Annotated in this window: 25 protein-coding genes; 15 read left to right on the top strand and 10 right to left on the bottom strand. The window is 43.8% G+C overall.

Going from position 1 to position 21235, the window contains the following annotated elements; genetic code table 11:
• Positions 1-91: 91 nt before the first annotated feature.
• Together PAEAM_RS19765 and PAEAM_RS19760 are read left to right on the top strand one after the other, a co-directional pair.
• A complete protein-coding gene (locus tag PAEAM_RS19765) occupies positions 92-619 on the top strand; it encodes a hypothetical protein (protein ID WP_100528695.1) in 528 nt (175 codons plus the stop codon).
• Entirely contained in the window at positions 616-1125 is a 510-nt protein-coding gene (locus PAEAM_RS19760; protein WP_100528694.1) for a GNAT family N-acetyltransferase, read from the top strand. Before PAEAM_RS19765 ends, PAEAM_RS19760 begins: the two co-directional genes overlap by 4 nt.
• A 148-nt stretch (positions 1126-1273) precedes the next feature.
• On the opposite strand, the gene PAEAM_RS19755 is transcribed toward PAEAM_RS19760, so the two are convergent.
• From PAEAM_RS19755 to PAEAM_RS19745, 3 genes are all read right to left on the bottom strand, one after another.
• Complete coding sequence (locus PAEAM_RS19755; RefSeq protein ID WP_165789988.1) at positions 1274-1516, bottom strand: hypothetical protein; 243 nt, start codon at positions 1514-1516, stop codon at positions 1274-1276.
• A 376-nt stretch (positions 1517-1892) separates the two neighbouring features.
• The gene (locus tag PAEAM_RS19750) at positions 1893-2732 is read right to left on the bottom strand and encodes a DUF4261 domain-containing protein (RefSeq protein WP_100528692.1); all 840 of its coding nucleotides are present in this window, start codon (positions 2730-2732) and stop codon (positions 1893-1895) included.
• Between the two features lie 76 nt (positions 2733-2808).
• Entirely contained in the window at positions 2809-3165 is a 357-nt protein-coding gene (locus tag PAEAM_RS19745; protein WP_036608019.1) for a DUF1304 domain-containing protein, read from the bottom strand.
• Between the two features lie 266 nt (positions 3166-3431).
• Between PAEAM_RS19745 and PAEAM_RS19740 the strand changes: the two genes are divergently transcribed.
• Positions 3432-3965 carry an MOSC domain-containing protein gene (locus PAEAM_RS19740; RefSeq protein ID WP_100528691.1) on the top strand — a complete coding sequence of 178 codons (534 nt, stop codon included), beginning with the start codon at positions 3432-3434 and terminating at the stop codon, positions 3963-3965.
• A 31-nt stretch (positions 3966-3996) separates the two neighbouring features.
• On the opposite strand, the gene PAEAM_RS19735 is transcribed toward PAEAM_RS19740, so the two are convergent.
• The 3 genes from PAEAM_RS19735 to PAEAM_RS19725 are packed head-to-tail and all read right to left on the bottom strand — an operon-like array spanning position 3997 to position 6123.
• The gene (locus PAEAM_RS19735; protein ID WP_100528690.1) at positions 3997-4821 is read right to left on the bottom strand and encodes a helix-turn-helix transcriptional regulator; all 825 of its coding nucleotides are present in this window, start codon (positions 4819-4821) and stop codon (positions 3997-3999) included.
• Between the two features lie 28 nt (positions 4822-4849).
• Positions 4850-5587: a WecB/TagA/CpsF family glycosyltransferase gene (locus tag PAEAM_RS19730; RefSeq protein ID WP_100528689.1), complete on the bottom strand. Its 738-nt coding sequence runs from the start codon at positions 5585-5587 to the stop codon at positions 4850-4852.
• The gene (locus PAEAM_RS19725; RefSeq protein ID WP_100528688.1) at positions 5584-6123 is read right to left on the bottom strand and encodes an SUKH-3 domain-containing protein; all 540 of its coding nucleotides are present in this window, start codon (positions 6121-6123) and stop codon (positions 5584-5586) included. The genes PAEAM_RS19730 and PAEAM_RS19725 overlap by 4 nt, the downstream gene beginning before the upstream one ends.
• Positions 6124-6350: 227 nt before the next feature.
• Between PAEAM_RS19725 and PAEAM_RS19720 the strand changes: the two genes are divergently transcribed.
• Together PAEAM_RS19720 and PAEAM_RS19715 are read left to right on the top strand one after the other, a co-directional pair.
• A complete protein-coding gene (locus tag PAEAM_RS19720) occupies positions 6351-6800 on the top strand; it encodes an SRPBCC family protein (RefSeq protein ID WP_017691129.1) in 450 nt (149 codons plus the stop codon).
• 178 nt (positions 6801-6978) lie between these two features.
• Positions 6979-8508: a methyl-accepting chemotaxis protein gene (locus PAEAM_RS19715; RefSeq protein ID WP_100528687.1), complete on the top strand. Its 1530-nt coding sequence runs from the start codon at positions 6979-6981 to the stop codon at positions 8506-8508.
• Between the two features lie 140 nt (positions 8509-8648).
• Here PAEAM_RS19715 and pyk read toward each other — a convergent pair whose 3' ends face one another.
• Positions 8649-10064, bottom strand: a complete 1416-nt coding sequence (gene pyk, locus PAEAM_RS19710; RefSeq protein ID WP_074093123.1) for a pyruvate kinase — start codon at positions 10062-10064, stop codon at positions 8649-8651.
• A gap of 112 nt (positions 10065-10176) precedes the next feature.
• Here pyk and PAEAM_RS19705 point away from each other — a divergent pair, with 112 nt between their 5' ends.
• Positions 10177-10956: a helix-turn-helix transcriptional regulator gene (locus PAEAM_RS19705; RefSeq protein ID WP_100528686.1), complete on the top strand. Its 780-nt coding sequence runs from the start codon at positions 10177-10179 to the stop codon at positions 10954-10956.
• Between the two features lie 134 nt (positions 10957-11090).
• On the opposite strand, the gene PAEAM_RS19700 is transcribed toward PAEAM_RS19705, so the two are convergent.
• On the bottom strand, positions 11091-11762 hold the full coding sequence (locus PAEAM_RS19700) for a phosphatase PAP2 family protein (RefSeq protein WP_100528685.1): 672 nt from the start codon (positions 11760-11762) through the stop codon (positions 11091-11093).
• Positions 11763-12067: 305 nt separating this feature from the next.
• On the opposite strand from PAEAM_RS19700, the gene PAEAM_RS19695 reads away from it, so the two are divergent.
• From PAEAM_RS19695 to PAEAM_RS19680, 4 genes are all read left to right on the top strand, one after another.
• Entirely contained in the window at positions 12068-12856 is a 789-nt protein-coding gene (locus PAEAM_RS19695) for a CPBP family intramembrane glutamic endopeptidase (protein ID WP_100528684.1), read from the top strand.
• Positions 12857-13005: 149 nt separating this feature from the next.
• Entirely contained in the window at positions 13006-13242 is a 237-nt protein-coding gene (locus tag PAEAM_RS19690; protein WP_036607962.1) for a DUF6953 family protein, read from the top strand.
• A 395-nt stretch (positions 13243-13637) separates the two neighbouring features.
• Positions 13638-13838 carry a cold-shock protein gene (locus PAEAM_RS19685; protein ID WP_017691122.1) on the top strand — a complete coding sequence of 67 codons (201 nt, stop codon included), beginning with the start codon at positions 13638-13640 and terminating at the stop codon, positions 13836-13838.
• A 188-nt stretch (positions 13839-14026) separates the two neighbouring features.
• A complete protein-coding gene (locus PAEAM_RS19680; RefSeq protein ID WP_017691121.1) occupies positions 14027-14254 on the top strand; it encodes a cold-shock protein in 228 nt (75 codons plus the stop codon).
• Positions 14255-14500: 246 nt separating this feature from the next.
• Here the strand turns inward: PAEAM_RS19680 and PAEAM_RS19675 are convergent, their stop codons facing one another.
• Positions 14501-14848: a hypothetical protein gene (locus tag PAEAM_RS19675; protein WP_074093127.1), complete on the bottom strand. Its 348-nt coding sequence runs from the start codon at positions 14846-14848 to the stop codon at positions 14501-14503.
• Between the two features lie 164 nt (positions 14849-15012).
• Here PAEAM_RS19675 and PAEAM_RS19670 point away from each other — a divergent pair, with 164 nt between their 5' ends.
• The gene (locus tag PAEAM_RS19670) at positions 15013-15747 is read left to right on the top strand and encodes a class I SAM-dependent methyltransferase (protein ID WP_076329979.1); all 735 of its coding nucleotides are present in this window, start codon (positions 15013-15015) and stop codon (positions 15745-15747) included.
• A gap of 58 nt (positions 15748-15805) precedes the next feature.
• Here the strand turns inward: PAEAM_RS19670 and PAEAM_RS19665 are convergent, their stop codons facing one another.
• Entirely contained in the window at positions 15806-16450 is a 645-nt protein-coding gene (locus tag PAEAM_RS19665) for a GntR family transcriptional regulator (protein WP_036671927.1), read from the bottom strand.
• Between the two features lie 322 nt (positions 16451-16772).
• Here PAEAM_RS19665 and PAEAM_RS19660 point away from each other — a divergent pair, with 322 nt between their 5' ends.
• The 4 genes from PAEAM_RS19660 (at position 16773) to rocF (ending at position 20591) form a co-directional block, all read left to right on the top strand.
• On the top strand, positions 16773-17594 hold the full coding sequence (locus PAEAM_RS19660) for a transporter substrate-binding domain-containing protein (protein ID WP_100528683.1): 822 nt from the start codon (positions 16773-16775) through the stop codon (positions 17592-17594).
• A gap of 23 nt (positions 17595-17617) precedes the next feature.
• A complete protein-coding gene (locus PAEAM_RS19655; RefSeq protein ID WP_100528682.1) occupies positions 17618-18274 on the top strand; it encodes an amino acid ABC transporter permease in 657 nt (218 codons plus the stop codon).
• 141 nt (positions 18275-18415) lie between these two features.
• On the top strand, positions 18416-19636 hold the full coding sequence (locus PAEAM_RS19650) for an ornithine--oxo-acid transaminase (protein WP_100528681.1): 1221 nt from the start codon (positions 18416-18418) through the stop codon (positions 19634-19636).
• Complete coding sequence (gene rocF / locus PAEAM_RS19645; protein WP_100528680.1) at positions 19626-20591, top strand: arginase; 966 nt, start codon at positions 19626-19628, stop codon at positions 20589-20591. Before PAEAM_RS19650 ends, rocF begins: the two co-directional genes overlap by 11 nt.
• The last annotated feature ends 644 nt before the right edge of the window (positions 20592-21235 follow it).

Genomic DNA, 21235 nt, shown 5'->3' with positions numbered 1-21235 from the left:
AAATAGTAAAATGTGGAAGAATAACGAACACAAAACGAGTTTTATTTGATATATAATATGTAAGGTCTCAATTTCTAGGGGAGGTTAGACTGTGAAAAACAGAATCAAGATGATTATGGGTATCGCCATGACTATTGTTTTTTTAGCTATTGCAGTGCGTATGTATACCTCTGGTCAATATACTATGTATATCCCCAGCAAACATACGACGTTTCGAGCAGAGGTTACCGATCATATGACGATGCTGGATACATTGGATCGACTGACAATTAGGAAAATTTCCAACAATGAACCGTATAATGAAGATGATGAAATAACGATTACAGATCCCAAAGAGATTAGAGACATGCTGAAGCTATTAAAGGATGTTGATCTTAAAAGAGTAGGGGAACTCGATATTTCCGAAAGGAATCCGCATTACTATGAGTGGCGACTTACCATTAATAAAGAAGGTCGCTTTACCGATGGATTTGGACTGACGTTTTATAATGAAAAGTCCATCTCAATCTACAGCGAGGCAAAAACGAGAGACAAATTTGAGGACTACGAGATTACCAATGAGTTTAATCTGAATGAGATGGACCGCCTTTTTGAAAAGCTGAAGGAGGAGCAAACATGACCATCATATCCAACTATTATGTACGCCCTATTGAAGAACAGGATATCCCCTTTCTGTGGGAGATGTTATACGCATCCCTGCATAGAAGAGAAGGTGATGAACCTTTTCCAATCGAAAGTATTCATACTCCCGGACTGTCCAAATACGTTGAAGACTGGGGAAGAGAAGGGGATTTCGGGTATGTTGCAGTTGACCAGCAGGGCAAGAGACTAGGTTCAATAACATTAAGATTCTATACGGATCAGAATGCGGGATACGGTTATGTGAATGCAGCTACGCCAGAGATGGGGATGGCTGTAACGGAAGATGCACGTGGAAAAGGAGTAGGTACCTTACTGCTTCAGACCGCATTAGATGAGGTTGAACGGCGGGGAATTGCAGCAGTCTCGCTCAGTGTTGACCCGGATAACCAAGCGATTCGCTTATATAAGCGGTTAGGATTTGTGGAGGAGTCCCTAAATGGTACATCAGTAACGATGGTGCGTGTAAGTAAACTTGAATCTTAAATGATGAGCGTTCGGATCACTGGCAAAACTGAGTAAACCACGTGGAACTGCAAAAGAAGAGGCGTTTCCTCATGGGAACGCCTCTTTCTGTGTGCCATGTACAGCATCGGTATCTCTCTTATTATACTAAGTCCGTAGCACTTCAATATTATTTCAACAAAAATGCCAAAGCCTCGTCATACGTTTCCCATTGGAATTCAGTCTGGTGCGCGGACTCTTTGGAGATCCGATTCAATTGCATTTTGGCGATCGCACCACCTACGGCTACACTAGCTCGCTTCATCCCCCACTGTGTCAGTAGTTTCTGGTGTTCCACAATTTTTTCTTTGGTGTCCTGAGGGAAAGCCTTCATGTTCCGCATATCTACTAGCACATCAAACGAATTTCCCAATTGTTCAGCTATTCTCTGAATTTCTGTATTCGTTTGTTCGACATGTTCAGGAGAACAATACCTTCCCAGATAATTTCAATAATAGGTTTAGTTGAATCCAAACGTCTAACAGACATGTAGGCAACTCCTCGATAATAAAATAATATGTAATATATGAGACTATAAGCCTATTAATTATACCTTTTTATAGCGAGAATGAAAACTGAATTCACAATATAGTGGTTCTTATGGACTACTTATTCCTAGGGAAGTTAAATTCAGGGATTGTTATCTTATCGTCATTGGAAGGAAGGTTAAATAGCTAAAAGCCGCCCAGAGAATGAACTCCAGACGGCCTCTATAACTGTAACATGATAAATTGAAAATCCTACGTAAATTAGAAGCCAATCTTCAAACTGTTACCTTCCGTTGCTACACCTTTGGAAAGGGAAATGCTCAGCTTTTGTTCTGCCGAGAAGCCTAGTGTTTCCCCATCATGCAGTGTGACGTCGTTCTCAACCACATACATTGTGGTCATGAACATCATCTCAAATACATCGCTTAAGGACTCCGACGATTGCATAATCTCCATCTCTTCTTTACCAAAGTTACGTAGTCCGTAAGTGTAAGCTGAAGCGCCTTCGGCATTTTGGAATAATCCGATGAAAATCCAGAGCGAGACTGGCAACTCATCATGTTTGATCCCACGGCTGGTTTCAACATATTGACTGGCTTCAACAACAAGTGGGGCCGTGTATATGGCCAGTGCGTGATCCAACTGTAACAAGGCACTCGCTGTTTGAGTGAACAGAACATGTCCATCAATAGCATTTGTTGCGTTCAGAACAGAGACAATAATCTGAGACTGGTGCCGTGAGGTAACTTGCTCCGCTTCTCGCCAAAGGATGTTGAGTTTGGCATTCTTCTCAACTTCACGGTCAGGCACAGGCGCAGGAATGTGGGCACACACCACTTGCATTCCATTCACTTCGAAAAAGAGATTGCCCTCCTCTGGGCGTTCTTCAATCTCGATATCCCATTCGTTCTTCATGTTCCTGATGAAGAGGTCAAAATCACAATCGTCACGCTCCAGCAGGACAAAACCCACGATGGTTTCACTGTAATTCGTCGATTCGACAGCACCACCTGCAGGTACCTTCTCCTTTTTGCGCCGCCGAAGCTTGTCAAACAATCCCATGACATGTTCTCCTTCCAATTCCAGAACGATTCTGGTCATTGTACACTGCTATCTATTCACTACCTTACCATAAAGGAGTTAACATGAATCGAAGCAATGCACCATTCGACAGAAATTACAGGAACAGAACGAGCAACAATGCAATGATCGCAGGCAAACCTTGTTTGATAATGATCGACCGTGAAGAAGTTGCTCCTCCATAAAGAGCCGCGATAATCACACACGCCAGGAAGAAAATCTGAATATGCTGTCCAACGGCAGCATCCGGATATACGAGTCCCCAGATCAGACCTGCTGCAAGAAATCCATTGTAAAGACCTTGATTGGCCGCGAGAGATTTGGTGGATTTGGCGAATTCCGGCGTGAGATTAAAGGTTTTCATTGTGCGTGGACGAGTCCACATAAACATCTCCATCACCATGATATAGAAGTGTTCGACAGCTACAAGAGCTACAAAAATGATACTAATCAAAGGAAACACCTTGCTTTCTGATATGTAATTTATTTACTTGTCCATCCTAGTATAAATGTTTGCAACAAGAACGGAAAGAGTGAATTTAATTTGTAACAATTTAATTGCGTATTATTTAAATTATTTATCGTTTTCCAGTTGAGTTATGATGTTGAAATTAAAAAATGGTTACAAAGCTAAGCATACGCCGATTGTCGACAATCCATTCATTGGGTAATAATGAACAATAAAGAAGTGATATTGCTCAGGAAAGGGAGGAGATTACTATGGGAACGGTGCAATTTGTCTTGTTGGCTGATGATCCATCCACATTTGTGACCCGAGTTGTACCTTTTATCGATATTGAGCTTGCAGGAATTCCGGGTGACCGTCATTATGGTCTGCTTCGTCCGGCGGACTCACGTCAGAAAATCTACAAGCGTGGTACACCGATTGCGAATCGCCGCCAGATCAGTATTGTGTCTGAGGAAGAATGTGCTCTTATTGCTGAGAAAATGAACATTTCTGAAGTGCGTCCAGAGTGGCTTGGTGCCAATATACTGGTCCGTGGCATTGATCGATTGACGGAACTAACAGCTGGAACGCGGATCCTATTTCCAAACGGGACAGGGTTAATATGCGAAGGGGAGAACCTTCCCTGTGTACATCCGGGAAAAATGATTGAACAATTCTATGAACAGGACGGTTTGCGCAAAAAATTCGTGCCTGCGGCTCGCAAAAAACGTGGGATTGTATGCTCGGTTGAACGGGAAGGTGTAATCCATACAGGGGATACCATAGAAATCATTCACCTGTCCTGATTATTAGGACAGGTTTTTAATTGATCAGCCCTCAGCGCTCACCATGCGGATGTTTAGAGTGTAGGTACTCCTCTGGTGTACTGCCAATAATGGACTTGAAATCTCGGATGAAATGGGATTGATCATGATATCCAAGATCCTGAGATAGCTTAATCAGGTCACAGTGAAGACCGCGGTCCATCCATTCTGCAGCATTTTGCAGACGATACAACTTGATTACCGTTTTGGGTCCGATACCCACATACTGATTGAACAGCCGTTGAAGCTTTCGGGTATGCATATTCCAATAAGAAGACAGATCATCCACTCTCAGCATCTCTCGGTTCTGTTCAATCTGTTGCACAATATCATGAACCATTCTCGCTTGAGCATCTTCAGCAGGAAGGTGTGCACACAATAGCTGGTCGATGTAACTGGTTTTATCCGCATCATCCCCCGCCCCAAGAAGCCGGTCTTCCAAGGACTCCGCTGTGACGTCAAGAATATTGGATACATTCATCGGTTGTCCGTACAATGAAGAAACAGGAACCCGAAGGAAGGGATAAAATCCTCCTGGTTTGAACTTCACGCCAAATACACGACCTTTCCCGCTCACAAGATAGGAGAATTTACGTCCCGATGGTCCGAAGAAAAACGTATTGTTCCGTTCCACAACCAGATTGACACAGGGGTTAGGCACGACATGTTGGGGATACGGTTCAAGTCCAGTCAGATCCCACGATACGATCCAGTAATGTTTAACAAAAGGGCGAAGTGCTTCGGAAGGAGCATGGCGTGTCAGTTGATATTTATGATCACCTTCATTCAGATTCAGCAGGCCCATACTTGGTCTGTCTCCTTGTTCTACCTGTTGCATCCGAATCATCCCTCCTGCTCATCTCACATTATTTAGGTTCTCTGAACAACAATGCCCGCACAGCAAAACGGGGTAAAATGAGTTGCCTGCGCCATCTCGAAGGTTGACTGAGGAGGCGATAGAGCCATTCCAGGTTAAGCTTCTGCCATATCGCAGGGGCACGTTTGGTTTTGCCAGCCACGATATCGAGACTGCCTCCAACACCTATGGCTACACGAGCGTTCAACTGGTGGCGATACTTGTTAATCCAGTGTTCCGCATGGGGTGCGCCAAGAGCCACGATAAGAAAGTCTGGTTGAGCAGTACAAATCTCTTCCACAATCTGTTGTTCCTCATCTGCCTGGAAATAACCATGGTGTCTACCTTTTACGATAACTCCGGGGTAACGCTGCGCAATGATCTTTACTGCCTGTTCACTGACGCTTTCCTCTGCTCCCAGCATGTAGAATGACCAGTGTTTTTGATCGCCTTCCTCCAATAAACGAAACAGCAGATCACAACCGGTTACCCGTTCGGTCAATTGTCCGCCCCGAAAACGGGATACCATCACAATACCGGCACCGTCAGCTGTGACCAACCCGGCTTGATCAACGACTTTGCGAAGAGAGGCATTCTTTTGACAGGACATAACAATTTCGGGATTACCTGTGATGACATGGAAGAGTTCATTGCTTTCCTGATCTACGACTTTATCAAGGATCGCAACGGTTTGATCCATCGTTACATTGGGAAAAGGGATGCCCATAATATTCGTTGATTGGCTCATATCTCATTTCCTTTCTGATTCCATCCCATGAGTGAATGGGGAACAAGCTTATGCATGTGAAGTTCATGTATCATACTGTCAATCAGATTATCGAATGCATGTACGTTTGGATCATAGTCGTGTAACAGATACAGTTTGCCCGAACGGCCAATGGCTGTGACTGCGGAATAGTAGTATCCGGTTAATCCAAGACAATAACAATCTTCATTAGCGTATTTCAAGATCGAATGCATCTCTGTGGAACAACGTAGTGTCTCTTCAGCATTCGGAATAAAATGAACTTCATATTCATGCCAGGGGCTTTCAGCCAGCACTTCCCCGGAGATGTGGCTATAGTATTTAAAATATATAATTTCATCTATTCCCCAAAACTTTTCTAGAAACGATCGGGCAGCCGGAAATAAATCTGCGGATGTAGGGCACTGCTCTATGTATGCCGAGATGTCAACGCATCGGTTCTCATACCAACCCGCTTTCTGCAGCAACTGAATCATTTGTTGATAGGGTAACAATGAGGATTGTGACGTTCCAGTCATATTGAACAACTCCTGTTATTTCATTCCAGTTTAGTATATCCGATCTTCTGGGAAAGCACTATATGGGCGCAATCCATTTGGATTATGGTATTACACATTCCCGAAAAATAAAGAGCTTATATTTTACCTGTTGTCGCGTTTTTACAATACGGCCTTTGGGGTATAACGATAGGATAGGAGTGCGAGGGTGGCAGATCGCTTATCCAATACATAAAGGGAGTGAGTCCATGGAACTGAAATATGAATTCTATATCAATGCAGGACTGGAAGAGGTGTGGAATGCTCTAATATCACCAGACGGCACACGGAACAGCTTTTTCGGCAGTGAACTTCGCACCAATTTCCAACCAGGCCAGCCGTTTGCTTATGTAGGGCCGGGCAATGATGGTGCGGAGACTGTCCATGTGTATGGAGATATATTGGAATTTGAACCGTTGTCCAGACTCAGTTATCAGGAGCATCCCGGGCCGTCGTACCATGCGAATCATGCCGAGCTTCAATCCAGAGTGGTCTTCCAGTTGGAAACTGTAGGTGAGTGTACGAAGCTGACGCTGATCAATGATCAATTTACAGATAACCATCCTTCCATTGCGAATGCACAGAGCAGCTGGTGGATGATTCTAAGCAGCATCAAAACTTGGGTGGAGACGGGGAAAACACTGAATTTTGGCTGGTAGCTGGGAAGAGGCAGTCATTTAAGATTTATTTTCATAAAAGATAAAGGGCAATTAATATAAGAACCAGTGCTGTTTCAGCACTGGTTCTTGTTTTTATACAAAATTAAGACCATTGCTCTACACTTAATGTCTGATAATGTCGAAATATATATCATATGAGCTAAGAGGAGAAATGAGCATGTTTCGTAAACGTACTGAATCGACCAAACACCTTCGTATAGATGCGCATCAGAATTTACTGGAGTATAGTCGTAAACTGGTAGCAAACGCAGAAAAGGGCGATTATGACGCATGGATCGAAGATGGCATTGAGTTTCAGGATACCGATGAAATAGCTAGTAATATCAAAAAAGCAGTACATATGATGAAGGCACAAAACGAAGCCGTGGAAATGCGCCTTAGAATGCTTAATCAGGCTATGAATGTGGGATTATGGGAATCTGAAATTGTTGCTGGTGATCCACTGGATAACAATAATATCGTTTCATTTTCGAATGAATTCCGCCAAATGTTAGGCTTCCATAATGCCAAGGATTATCCCGATTCATTTGCAAGCTGGGCCAAATCGATATATCCGGATGACAGACCCCACCTGGTGCAGGAGATTATGAAACATGTGAATGACACAAAAGCAACAACTGCCTATAACGTCATCAGCCGTATGATTACAAAAAGTGGAGAAATCCGCTGGTTCCGATGCCTTGGACAAGTCATCCGAAATCAGGCTGGAGTTCCGGTCAAACTCCTGGGCATCATGTTTGATATTCATGAGGAGAAGAGCAAGTCTGATGAGCTGGAAGCACTCGTCACCCGATATGATCTGGTTAACCGCGCCTTGGTGGAGGCACCGTGGGATATGACCGTTGTGGCTGGAGATGTGGTTAATCCAAATAACGAATTTTGGTGGTCACCCCAGTTCCGTAAAGAGTTAGGGTTTAAAGACGAGCAGGATTTCCCGAATGTGTTCAGCAGCTGGAGCAGCCGACTTCATCCGGAAGACCATGATCGGACGATCAACGAATTTGCCAGACATATGAACGATTACAGTGGTCGTACACCGTACGATCTGGATTATCGTCTGCAACGCAAAGACGGGGAGTATCGGTGGTATCACGCGGGTGGGGAGACCATTAGGGATCAGGATGGAGTACCACTCCGTGTAGCTGGAACCATTCGAGATGTTACCCATGAGAAGAATAAGGAACAGATCGTGGAAGCCATGAATCTGAAAACAAAACAATTGTCGGAGTCCATTGGCGAGATGGTACGTGGAATCAACTCGATCACCGATCAGGCACAGGATCTGGTTACTGCACAGGAGTTATCCGCCGATGCGGCCATTCAAGTGAAAAGCAGTGCAGATGATACGAAGAATATCACCGTGTTTATTCGAGAGATTGCCAGTCAGACCAATCTGCTGGGGTTGAATGCAGCCATTGAAGCTGCACGAGCGGGAGAGCTGGGACTGGGATTTGGCGTCGTTGCAGGTGAAGTGCGGAAACTGGCTGATCACAGTTCGGAGGCCACAGTAAATATCGAAGATAGCATGCAGAAAATGAAAACATTGATTGATCAGATTCTTGAGCACATCGGTAATATGTCCACGTTAACGCAAAATCAAGCTGCTCTGACACAACAGGTGAATGCTTCAATGGATGAGATCAACACCATGTCACAGGATCTGGTTAATTACTCGAGGAATCTATAATCTCGAAGCCGTTTGTTGTAACATCACGATCATTGGCAACAACATCAACAAAAAACCACCGGGAAGCATTTCTGCTCCCGGTGGTTTTTTGTATTTCTATTTTATAGCTAAAATGTATAGCTTCAGTTTCAGCTATTGAATTAAACTTGTTGAACTTTGATCAGGTTTGTATTACCGGATTGACCGATTGGAACACCAGCGGACAATACAATGATGTCACCTTTTTCAATGTAACCTGTTTTGATTGCGTTACGCGTAGCAGACTCGAACATTTCATCCGTTGTGGTTACTTTGTCGCCCATAACCGGAATAACACCGGAGAGCAGGCAGATTTTCGCCAATACTTCTTCATGTTGTGTAACTGCGATGATTGGTGCTTTTGGACGATACTTGGAGATCATACGTGCTGTGAATCCACTCTCAGTTGAAGTGATGATTGCTTTTGCATTCAGTACGAGGGAAGAACTTACAGCGCCCTGACTGATAACTTCAGTAATATCAGCGATCTGTTGAGCCGATTTTTGTGCGAATTGCTCTTTGTAATCGATCATCGTTTCAGCACGGCGAGCAACAGCAGCCATCGTGCGCACGGATTGTACCGGATATTTACCAGCAGCTGATTCACCGGACAACATCACAACGTCAGCACCTTGAAGTACAGCATTGGCCACGTCACTAACTTCGGAACGAGTAGGACGAGGGTTCACTTGCATGGACTCCAGCATGTGTGTAGCTACGATAACTGGTTTACCAGCACGGTTACATTTATCGATCATTTCTTTTTGCATCATTGGCACGTCTTCGATTGGTACTTCAACCCCGAGATCTCCACGAGCTACCATGATACCGTCAGAAGCCAAGATGATGTCGTCCAGATTAGTCATACCTTCTTGATTCTCGATTTTCGAGATGATCTGTACGTGCTCTACACCGCGTTCTTTCAGAATGCTGCGGATTTCACGGATGTCGTCGCCTTTACGAACAAAGGATGCTGCGATAATTTCGATATCGTTTTCGATTCCGAATCCGATGTGCATAACGTCACGCTCAGTTACACCTGGCAATGTCGTTTTAATTCCTGGCAAGTTAACCCCTTTGCGTGGTTTCAGAATGCCGCCACTGATGATTTTACAATGGATATCGGATCCTTCCACAGACAGTACAGTCAGATCCACAAGGCCATCATCGATGAGGATACGATCGCCAGGTTTCACAACGAGATTCAGTTCTGGATAGTTTACCGAGATACGCTCAGCATCACCGAGAATTTCTTCAGTAGTCAGGATTAGCTCTTTACCGGCTTGCAGGTGGCAGGATGCTTCTTTCAATTTGCCGATACGTACTTCCGGCCCTTTGATGTCCATCATGATCGGTATATACGTGTTCAGTTCGGAAGCTGCTTTACGGATATTGTTAATCCGTGTCACGTGATCTTCCAGTTCACCATGAGCCATGTTCAGACGGGCAACAGTCATACCTTCCTGAATCATTACTTTCAACAATTCGATTGAGTCACAAGCAGGTCCCATGGTACAAATGATTTTTGTTTTTAACATGCTAATTTCCTCCTCATATTTAAGCTTATATGTGTATTGTAGCGTTTTCTGTCGAATCAGGGTATGAACTATAGTACAATGATTAGAGTATAGTCCGATAATGAGGTGTGTTATGGTCACTCCACTTGAAGTACGACATATTAATGGTGTCGGTTGGTACGAAGAAGCTGTGCAATCTCAAGAAACTTGGCGGCTTAGCTTGGTTACTTATGGAAAATGTGTATATTGGGTGAACGGTGATAAACAGATCATGGAAAAGGGTGAATTGCTCCTCATTCCGGGTGGTACCCCATATTACGGTAAGAGCATTCCTACAGTAACGCACACACAGATTGTGATTCAACTGCAACGCGACCATACGGAAACTCTGCCTGCACTGGAACGGTATGAGGCTTTGCGGCATAAACCTGGATGTTACGAACTGATCCATCAACGCATGAGTGCTATTTATCAACAATGGCAGGAGCGTCCGTCTTATTATGTCATGATGAGCCAAGCCTTATTGATGGAAGTGTTGATTTATATGAACAGGGAGCTTGATCGTGGAATTATCCCGCCGGAGAGGCATATTCATGTTGAACGGATGAAGCGATATATTGAGCGGCATTATCGGGAGAAAGTGACGAAGGAAGAACTCGGGGACGAGATCAATAAAACTCCCAATTATGCTGCTGCATTATTCAAAAGCATGACAAATCAGACCATCAGTCAATATGTCCATGATCAACGGATGAAACGAGCTATATATCTGCTCACTGAGTCACAACTCTCCATCCAGGAAATTGCCGAATTTCTCGGCTACCGGGATCTGTCTTATTTTTACCGCATATTCAAACGTATAACCGGAAGTCCACCGTCTGACCTTCTTCATGAACGGCCACCTATAGCATGAAACGCGTAGTCCAACCCAAATAAAGTTCTTCTATATAAGTAGGTTTAATTAAATGAGTACAAAAAAAGAGGGCCTATGCCCTCTTTTGCTGTATAGCAGGATCATCATCCCACCTGTTACATATATAAATGCCGTTATACATGACTGCTTGTGTTAGAAGCTGTGAGTGGCTGCTTGCTTTTTTTTCGTGTTTGCCCAAGACGAAGAGCAGAGACATGTACAGTCCAATACGCGGCCTCAGCAAACAAAATGCCTCCAGCAATGTCCAGCAAGGAATGCTGTTTTACAAACACCGTTGAAGCAATAATCAACCACAGCCATACCGACCAAGAAATCCGTGCCAAAGGCTTAAAGTTCAAGTGTCTGTTAATCACAATAAACAGCAAGTAGCTGGTCAGAACGTGAACACTTGGGAAACAGTTGAAGGGCGCATCATTGGTATAGATAAACTGCACTAACACGCTGCTCAGATCAGTTCCGCCGATCTCTGGGCGCGGGACATGGGTAGGGAACACTGCAAAACAGACATTGGCAGCCATGACACCAACATTATAGGTAATCAACGTACGCCAGAATAGCGACTTGTTCGTCAGACCCAAATAGAGAAATCCAAGATACAGAATGGGCATCCAGCTAATGTACGGATAAATAAATTCTTTGAGAAAAGGAATCTGTGTGTCAATCCAAGCATAATTGTAGAAGACATCACTTCCGGTGTTGCTGCCTAGAAATACGTAAATGGAGCCTTGGAGCGGTATGCACAGAATAGCCAGTAAATGCCCCCAGCGCTGAAAGAATGCTTTCATAGTATCCCCCTGATTTCATTATGCATTGTGAAACTATCGTTAATGGGTACTTCATAGATATATGACGCTGAAGAGTCGCGACACCCCTGCAACTTTGAACTCTTGTAATACTATAATGGACAGATAAAGGTATAAGCCATACCTGATTTTAGGGGAAAAGAGGTTAGGATAAGTCTCTTTTTTGTTACTTTTATATTTTTATCCATAATAGGAATATTCAATATACGGATGATGTGATACAACTATATTGGCATATAAGTTCTTATGACAACGGATAACATAAATGAAACGAGGTAGGCAAATGTATGATTAATCTGCAATCCAAGCCAAAACATTCCTTTTCCGAGCGCAAACCTGTGCTCACCGTTGTAATTATTGAGCTGCTTCTCCTGTTAGCTGTATTTGCTGCAGGGGCCATTGCAACGATAAAACAACTCGACTACACTTCCCCTGTACTCATTTCTTTTACACCCATTGCCATTGTTCTGATGATCTATCTGACGTTAAGACGCAAGTGGGGAGAGACTGGCTTCCGATCTTTGCGAAGTATCCCGGCTGGCCACGCAAAGTATTATATTCCACTACTCCTTGTACTGGGTACACTTGCCCTGAAAGGATTTGGGGAGCTAAGCTTGTCACGGGTAGCCTTTTTCATCTTTTTTACCTTGCTCATAGCTTTTGTTGAGGAAACGATCTATCGGGGGCTTATTTTCAAAACATTGCTTCAAAAAAGTGCAGTGGCCGCAGTTGTGACCTCCAGCATATTATTTTCGATTACACATCTGTTGAACGCATTGTCTGGTCAGGATACGACGGATACGATCATACAATTGATCTATGCGCTGCTCCTGGGAGCTGTACTGGCGTTATTGATGCTGAAGAACGGAAATATCGTACCGCTTATATTGTTTCATTTCATACATAATCTGATTCAATTTCTAGGGAATGACCTGGAGGACATAGATACACTGCCTTACGATCTGTTTATACTGGTAGTACTGATTGCTTACTGTGCATGGTTAGTGTGGAGCATTCGAACAAATTCGTCTATTCCATCCAAAGGGAGTGAGCAAGCGAATACGGTTGTTCATTAAGGGTATTGCGGGTATTGTCGAAAGTAGTTATCATACAGTTTCCCGTCAGCAGTTGGATCATGGTATACTTCAGTCTGGCGGGAAGACAGATATGTTCATGATACGAGGTCTGCCTATCCGTACATTAGATTCAGACAGTAGGTGATATTGTGGAGAAGACAGCACAAGGCGTAGCAGAATGGATGGTTCAGGAGATTAAATTCACAGGAACACTTCATCAGGAAGCTGCCATAGAATATGTGAAGACCCATTTTGGCGAAGAGTTTGTTTTTGTGAACGAGAACGGCAATACATCATTGTCCAAAGAAGTGAAGAAAGCTTTCCGGAAGCTTCATCGTGGGCAGATCGCCTGGGATCGGGATGCATTTATGTGGGCATGGACATAGTGTGTTATACTGGAGTAAGAAGATTCATTGGTTGTGTTGGATATGCATGTCAGAATGTTATATAAAAAATGTATAAGATGGATTAGATCTGCATATCCTTTCATAAGACCGTACATAAGCGGCCACACACATAAGTGTGATAAACCCTGTCCCCGCGCGTGTTAATAACATGTATTTCCAAAGCTGTTTGAAAAGAAAATACAAAGATTTGCTTTTTTGCTGAATTGGAGTTATAATAAAAACAAGTTGTAGAGAGTGGAAAACCTAATTCATATATTGTAAAGGGCGATCACTTATAGGTTTATGACTGGTACCTTTTTCAATGTGTGAATTTTTATTTGCTTGCTGCAAAGAACAAAGGAACATGTTAATTTTTATTTGGAGGTGTAATTCACATGCAAAACGGAACAGTAAAATGGTTCAACGCTGATAAAGGCTTCGGTTTCATCGAAGTTGAAGGCGGAGAAGATGTATTCGTACACTTCAGCGCTATTACAGGCGACGGCTTCAAAACTCTGGACGAAGGTCAACGCGTACAATTTAAAATTGTACAAGGAAACCGTGGTCCTCAAGCAGAAGAAGTTGTAAAACTGTAATTAAAGCATAGCTGCCTTTAACATGTTAAAATGGTAAAGGCAGCTTCTTTTTTTTGATCAGTTATATAAAAGTCGACCCATTAGTTGACGAGGCAGGAGTCCGGTGGGACGTGAAACTTCCGCTAAGTGTAGGCTTCTGTGAAATAACGTCGGTTAGATGTTTTTCCATAACAAAGGGGGTAGAAGTCATGTATAATCGCAAAAAACCGTTGGAAGAAATTCCACAAGCTGATGCGGCAATCTGGGAATGTACGAGTGATACGTGCAAAGGATGGATGCGGGACAATTTTGCGTTTGATAACGTACCTACTTGTCCGATATGTGCTTCTGAGATGGTCAGCACGACTAGGATGCTACCATTGCTTGAGAATTCGAATAGTAATCTGAAAACGATGCCTAAAGGAAATCGGATTTAACATAGCTTACCCGCCTCTAACGAGGTGTTTTTTTTTAAGATTAAATAGACACCCTGTGCGAAGGTAAGGGTATTAAATATGAAGTTCCCGGCATTCGTTTTGGCGAATGCCTTTTTTTGTATCATTTTTTAACAGTAAATATAGTGTAATTGACGTGAATCGTATGAAAAAGATAAAGACCCCTTTTGCTATAAGCAAAAAGGGTCTTTGTTATGACTATAATTTTTACAACGATCAGATTGGAATTTAGATGAACAGGAACGGCAGCAGAAACAATGTTGCTACCAGAGCCAGATCGATTCCTGCTCCATAGCCGTAACCCCCACCGTATCCTCCGTAACCATATCGACCGTAGGCCGAAGATTTAACTTTTTTTGTTGCAACAGCGTTTTTCTTGCTGCTTTTTACCAGCTGCTGTTTGGATTTGACTGAACACAGCCGTGGTCCCTCGAAACACCCGTTCAAATAAATTTTGCCATCACGACATTGACTAAGCGTACCATACATATGCTTACCGTCGTTCATAACGAGACAAACGGAACGTCCAACGTGCGGAGAAACCGTTTCTTCACATACCCGATTAATTCTGTACATGCAAATCCTCCTCATTAGATGCGGTTGCCGCTTGAATTCAACGGTTTGTATATCATAGTAAAAAGAAGACCAATTGGTATGGACGAGTACCCGGAAAATCGAATGGGGAGGAGCCGTTTTTGAATCTGCTCCATACACTGGGAGAAGTGAGGAGGGGATGTCGCGTGGATTATCATGACATGCTGGCTCGGTTAGGGGAGGGAAGTGCCCATCCTGGAGGATTTTTGGCAACATTGAAGTTGCTGGATGGCTTATCTCTGCCTGTGAGTAATCATATTCTTGAGATAGGGTGCGGCACTGGGAGGACTGCGTGTTACCTGGCTAAAAGTGGATATCGGGTAACGGCGATTGATCTTCATCGCAATATGCTGGATAAGGCAGTTCGGCGAGCGAGACGAGAACGGGTGGATGTTCGATTTGTTCAGGCTGATGTAACATCGTTACCTTTTCCGGAAAATCATTTTGACGTGGTATTTGTGGAGTCGGTCACGATCTTCACCCCATGGCGGAGTGCACTTGCTGAGTATAGAAGGGTGTTGAAGCCCGGAGGACTTTTAGTGGATCGGGAGATGGTTCTATCAGGCCAGAAGACCGAATTGATGTGTCGTAGGTTAAAGCAATTTTACGGTATACGAACCCTGGTAACGGCCACAGCATGGAGAAAACGCCTCAAGCAGTGTGGTTTCACCAAGGTAGAGGTCAAAGAACATTCGCGATCCATGGCAAAATGGAGCGTTGATCATGATCCACATCGCGAGATCGATATGAATTGGTTTGAGGATGAACGTATGCAACGAATGAGTCAAACCAATGATCGTTTGCTCGCGAAATACGGCAAAAAGTTGGGATATGCTGTTTTTGCGGCTAGGGCACCGTTGGAGGTCAAAAAGGAAAAATAGGAAAAAGACAACTCACACAATCGTGTGGGTTGCCTTTAGTTTGTTTTGACAGAACGTACTACAACATATCGTTGTCGATAATCCGCCAGTGGTGTTTAAGCAGGGCTTCCAGTTGGTTCTTATCTTTGGCTCGAAAAGCACTTAAAATTTGCCGGTGCTCTTCATTAACTTCGAGCAGTACCTCAGATAGCTTTGGTTTATTATCACTAACATAAGATTGCCGGATGAAACTGTTCTTCAATGTGTTTAACATCTCAATGACTGTTGCATTACCACATCGCTGGATGTAGAGATTATGGAACTGATATTGGTTTTTGTTGTAGGCAGCAAGATCAAGCTGGCTGATATCTTCGTCCATTCGAACAACCAGAGTTTCCATCTCCAAAAGTTCAGATGGTCTGAGATGGTCTGCTGCAAGTGTGGCAGCAAGTGCCTCCAGCACACCGATCGCTTGGGAGAACTCCAGTTTTTTGCCTGCATCAAAAGGAGTGACAATAAATCCCCTGCGTGGGATGTATTGCAGCAGATTGTCTGAAGCCAGCTGGAAAAGCGCCTCCCGAGTAGGTGTTCGACTGATGTCCAGCTTTTTGCATATCTCGGCCTCGTTGATCTTCTGGTTGGGAAGCAAGGTTCCGTCCTGGATCTTCTGGGCAATGTAATCGTATACGTGATCTTTCAAGGACCGGTATTTGGGTACCTCCATACCGAATCCTCCTTTCTATGTATAGTGAATAAATAGATGGGTGTGAGGCCGTACTGTACGCGCCGTTCAGGAGTTTCAAGTTTTTATCATCTTAACACCGAGGGGGAAGTTGGGCAAGCAAACTTCATGTTTCAGCCGATGTAAATGCCATGTTATATATAGCACATTTTATGGAATTAAAGCGTATAAATGTTTAAATAATGATTGTGATAAACCAAATTATTTGTTAGTATTACTTACATATAAGTCCATATATTGTCTTATGTATATTGTATACAAATTATTCTGTTACTCATTCAAAAAAAGAATAGGGGTATGATGTGTGAAAAAAGTGCTTTTGCCAATGATGCTGTTGTTAGTGGTTGTATTCATGTCCGCATGTGGACATGAAAAAACGACAGGAACCGGATCAGACGCTACTTCGTCTTCGGGCAGTAGCTCTGCGGAAAAGGAAGTCATTGTACTTGGAACCAGTGCGGACTATGCACCCTATGAATTTCATAAGAAAATCGATGGTAAAGATACCATTGTAGGTTTTGACATCGAGATTGCCAAAGCAATTGCGGCTGATCTGGGAGCCGAGCTGAAGATTGAGGACATGGACTTTGATGGCCTTCTTATGGCCCTTGGTACAGATAAGGTTGATTTTGTGATATCAGGCTTAACCCCTACCGAAGAACGAAAGAAGAATGTTGATTTTACGGATATCTACTATTATGCAGAGCAGGCTGTACTTGTTAGAGAAGGGGAAGATACCGCATTAAAGTCCATAGATGATCTATCAGGTAAACAGGTTGGCGTGCAAAAGAGTTCCATTCAGGAAGGGATTGCTCGGGAAATAGAGGGAGCAAAGCTCACTTCTCTGGCCAAAATACCTGAACTGATTTTGGAGTTGCAGACGGGGCGCGTAGACGCACTCATCCTGGAGAAGCCAGTGGCTGAACAGTATGTGAAGAACCAAGAGGGGCTTGTTGTTGCGGGTGTAGAGATTGAACAGGCTGAAGACGAGGGCGGTTCGGCGATCGCGGTGAAGAAAGGTAATCAGAAGCTGCTGGATCAGATCAACACTACATTGGAAAAGCTCAAAACAAACGGAGATATTGAACGGTTCGTCGTTGAAGCGAATGAGTTGCTCGGCGAATAAACCGGACGAGTGAGGGATATGCCGTGAATTTAGATTTTTCCTTTCTATTAGAACATTGGCAGGATTATGCACGAAGTGCGTGGGTTACGCTTGAACTTTCCTTCTTCGGTGTATTGTTTGGTACGTTACTTGGTGTAATCATGGCATTGATGCGAATATCCCGAATATGGCCAATTAAATTTGTGGCTTCGGCGTATATTGAACTCATTCGAGGAACACCGATGCTCGTACAGATTCTTATTATTCATTATGGTCTGACGGTTGTGGGTGTGAACTTATCGGCATTTATGTCGGGGGTGGTAGCTCTGACGATGAATAGCTCAGCTTATATGGCGGAGGTGTTCAGGGCCGGGATTCAAGCGATTGATAAAGGACAGACCGAAGCTTCGCGCTCCCTTGGTATGACAAATGGTATGACACTTCGTTATATTATACTACCGCAGGCTTTTCGTAACATGCTTCCAGCCATCGGTAATGAATTCATTATTATCATTAAAGATTCTTCGCTTGTCTCCATGATCGGCATAGCCGAGATTATATACACGGCCAGAACGATTCAGGGTGTTACGTTCCAGCCGCTTGCTCCGTTGCTTGTTGCCGCCGGCCTTTATTTTATAATTACATTTACACTGGCTAATTTACTTTCCTGGCTGGAACGTAGACTGTCTACTTCTCGCTAACTGTTGATAAAGAATTGGATTCGAGAAAGGCTTGGAGTAGGCTGGAGTGGAAAAAGAGAGATGTAGTCGTAAATGGCTGTGATATCGCATACATTGTTATTGTATTTTGTATACAATATTTTGAAAAGGTGTTGGGTGTATATGTCAGATTCCAAAATGTTAATTGATTGCTCGGAGCGTTATGCTGCACCTAATTATCATCCGCTCCCAATTGTTATTGAACAGGCGGAAGGGGTATGGGTGGAAGACCCAGAAGGCCGCCGTTATATGGATATGTTAAGTGCATACTCTGCATTGAATCATGGTCACAGACATCCTGTGATCATACAGGCGCTCAAGGATCAGGCAGATCAGGTTACGCTGACATCACGGGCATTCCACAGCAGCACAGCTTCTCTTTTTTATCAGAAACTCTCACAATTCACGGGGAAATCGAAGATTCTCGCCATGAATACAGGAGCGGAAGCGGTGGAGACTGCGGTGAAGGCGGTACGTAGATGGGCTTATCGTTGCAAAGGTGTACCGGAAAATCAAGCCGAAATCATCGTATGCTCTGGTAACTTTCATGGAAGAACTCTGACGGTTACGTCTTTTTCTTCTTCAGCGGAGTATAAAAAAGATTTTGGACCGTTCACACCTGGATTTCGGATTATTCCCTATGGAGATATAGAAGCGCTGAAGCAGGCCATTACACCAAATACGGCTGGTTTTCTTGTAGAGCCTATTCAGGGAGAAGCTGGAATCGTTATCCCGCCTGATGGATATTTGGCAGAAGCTTTTGCTCTGTGTAAGAGCCAGCAGGTGTTGACTGTATCTGATGAGATCCAGACCGGATTTGGAAGAACAGGTCGCCGTTTTGCCTCCGACTGGGAAGGGGTTGAACCAGACATCTGGATTATGGGCAAAGCGCTGGGGGGAGGAGTCATGCCCATCTCGGCTATCGCAGCTGATGCGAAGATACTTGATTTGTTTGAGCCGGGGTCTCATGGTTCTACGTTTGGGGGTAACCCACTCGCTTGTGCCGTGGCTATAGCAGCTCTGAAAGTTCTTGGAGATGAGAAGCTTGCCGAGCGATCGGAGCGTCTGGGGAACTATTTTATGAAAAGACTTCGAGATATTCGCAGTTCAGCCATACGGGATATTCGGGGGAAAGGCTTGTTTATCGGTGTTGAACTGCATGAACCAGCCCGCCCTTATTGTGAGCGTTTGATGTCTGCTGGACTGCTGTGTAAAGAAACGCATGAGACAACCATTCGATTTGCCCCACCACTGACGATTAAAGAGTCCGAGATTGATTGGGCACTGGAGAGAATTGAGCAGGTATTGATCACCAAAGAGGGAGCTGACCTACATGAAAAATGATGATGATGTCCATGGTGGAATAAAAGATACTTCTATTGATACAAGTCAAACATCTGTGCGACGTAATATTGCTATCATTAAGGTTCCTTTTGGACTCGGTGGAGCAAGAGGTGGAGCAGAGTTGGGGCCGGATGAATTGATTACAGCTGGACTGAAGCGGGAGATTGCGAGTCTTGGGCTAGTGCTTTCCAAAGAAGTGCGGGTAGATTGTCCTTCTGAACCAGCTGCCCCTATTGAGCGAAATCGTGTAAAACACTTAAATGAGGTACGTCAGGTCAGTGAGAAGGTGTGTAGTGAAGTATCAGGCGCAGTAGAGGAGGGGGCTTTCCCACTTGTGCTTGGGGGAGATCATAGTGTAGCGATTGGTACTTTTGCCGGGCTAACAGCACACTATTCGAATTTGGGTGTGATCTGGTTTGATGCGCATGCAGACTTGAATACGGAAGAACGCAGCTTGTCCGGTAATATGCATGGGATGAGTGTGGCTGCATCCTTGGGGCATACTGCATTCAATCTGTCGCACATTGCTGGAGCAGGCGCGTTTATTGATCCGTCCAACTTGGTCTATATTGGTCTGCGTGATCTGGATGAGTATGAGAAAGAGCAGATTAAGGGACTGGGAATCCGAGCATTTACGATGCATGATATTGACCGGATGGGAATAAAGCAAGTTATTGAGGAAGCAATAGCTACAGCGGGAAAAGGGACAGATGGTATTCATGTCAGCTTCGACATGGATTGTCTGGATCCGCGGGAAGCTCCGGGTGTGGGCACCCCAGTACCTGGTGGTCTGAATTACCGAGAGGCACATTATGCATTGGAGATACTTGCTTCCACAAATCAAGTTACGTCGATGGAACTGGTTGAGGTGAATCCGTTGTTTGATCACAATAGACATACGGCAAGGCTTGGTGTGGAACTGATCGCTTCGTTACTTGGTAAGCGCATATTGTAAGCACTGAGAAGTGAAGTGGAGTATGTAGGCTGTGCCTAAGGAATATACTTTCTTATCTATTATAGAAGGAAAGAAAACTGAGATCTCCGAAAGCTAGGGCTAGTCACAATCAATTGTTCACTGCAATCGCAGTGGAAGTGGCTTCCCTGGTTATGTTTAATGGATATGTATATTAGAAGCGCCGTAATAAGGATGCTGAGAGTGATTTCTATAATACAGGAGCGTCAGATTACATATTGTGCTGATGATGTGGGTTGATTATCATTTTTGAAAAAAGACTTGCAATTGAAATCTGTACATGATATATTCTAATTCCGGCCAAGAAAACACGGTTTACACGGTGCGGCAAGCGATTGAAATAAGCTTCGAAAGAAACTTGAAAAAAAGAGCTTGCAAAGTTGGTTCGGACATGATATTATATAAGAGTTGCTGAAGAGAACAACGTTCGGTAACGAAACAAGTTTGATCTTTGAAAACTGAACAACGAGTGAGTAAACATTCTGCTTGCAGAATGAATGCGAAAGTTTGAGACAAGCCTTGGCTTGGATCGACTGGAGCACAAATGAGATTTTTAATCTCGTCAGATTCAAAATGAGCTTATCGCTCTTTTCAATACTTTATTGGAGAGTTTGATCCTGGCTCAG

The sequence above is a fragment of the Paenibacillus sp. GM1FR genome, from assembly GCF_002803315.1.
Classification (GTDB): Bacteria; Bacillota; Bacilli; order Paenibacillales; family Paenibacillaceae; genus Paenibacillus; species Paenibacillus amylolyticus.
This window is presented reverse-complemented; position numbering and strand designations above follow the sequence as displayed.

Bases quoted from the DNA above. Each gene is read 5' to 3' on its own strand.
- PAEAM_RS19760 (WP_100528694.1), top strand. From the start codon at position 616: ATGACCATCATATCCAACTATTATGTACGCCCTATTGAAGAACAGGAT.
- PAEAM_RS19750 (WP_100528692.1), bottom strand. From the start codon at position 2,732: ATGACCAGAATCGTTCTGGAATTGGAAGGAGAACATGTCATGGGATTG.
- PAEAM_RS19740 (WP_100528691.1), top strand. From the start codon at position 3,432: ATGGGAACGGTGCAATTTGTCTTGTTGGCTGATGATCCATCCACATTT.
- PAEAM_RS19735 (WP_100528690.1), bottom strand. From the start codon at position 4,821: ATGCAACAGGTAGAACAAGGAGACAGACCAAGTATGGGCCTGCTGAAT.
- PAEAM_RS19730 (WP_100528689.1), bottom strand. From the start codon at position 5,587: ATGAGCCAATCAACGAATATTATGGGCATCCCTTTTCCCAATGTAACG.
- PAEAM_RS19725 (WP_100528688.1), bottom strand. From the start codon at position 6,123: ATGACTGGAACGTCACAATCCTCATTGTTACCCTATCAACAAATGATT.
- PAEAM_RS19720 (WP_017691129.1), top strand. From the start codon at position 6,351: ATGGAACTGAAATATGAATTCTATATCAATGCAGGACTGGAAGAGGTG.
- PAEAM_RS19715 (WP_100528687.1), top strand. From the start codon at position 6,979: ATGTTTCGTAAACGTACTGAATCGACCAAACACCTTCGTATAGATGCG.
- pyk (WP_074093123.1), bottom strand. From the start codon at position 10,064: ATGTTAAAAACAAAAATCATTTGTACCATGGGACCTGCTTGTGACTCA.
- PAEAM_RS19705 (WP_100528686.1), top strand. From the start codon at position 10,177: ATGGTCACTCCACTTGAAGTACGACATATTAATGGTGTCGGTTGGTAC.
- PAEAM_RS19700 (WP_100528685.1), bottom strand. From the start codon at position 11,762: ATGAAAGCATTCTTTCAGCGCTGGGGGCATTTACTGGCTATTCTGTGC.
- PAEAM_RS19695 (WP_100528684.1), top strand. From the start codon at position 12,068: ATGATTAATCTGCAATCCAAGCCAAAACATTCCTTTTCCGAGCGCAAA.
- PAEAM_RS19685 (WP_017691122.1), top strand. From the start codon at position 13,638: ATGCAAAACGGAACAGTAAAATGGTTCAACGCTGATAAAGGCTTCGGT.
- PAEAM_RS19680 (WP_017691121.1), top strand. From the start codon at position 14,027: ATGTATAATCGCAAAAAACCGTTGGAAGAAATTCCACAAGCTGATGCG.
- PAEAM_RS19675 (WP_074093127.1), bottom strand. From the start codon at position 14,848: ATGTACAGAATTAATCGGGTATGTGAAGAAACGGTTTCTCCGCACGTT.
- PAEAM_RS19665 (WP_036671927.1), bottom strand. From the start codon at position 16,450: ATGGAGGTACCCAAATACCGGTCCTTGAAAGATCACGTATACGATTAC.
- PAEAM_RS19650 (WP_100528681.1), top strand. From the start codon at position 18,416: ATGTCAGATTCCAAAATGTTAATTGATTGCTCGGAGCGTTATGCTGCA.
- rocF (WP_100528680.1), top strand. From the start codon at position 19,626: ATGAAAAATGATGATGATGTCCATGGTGGAATAAAAGATACTTCTATT.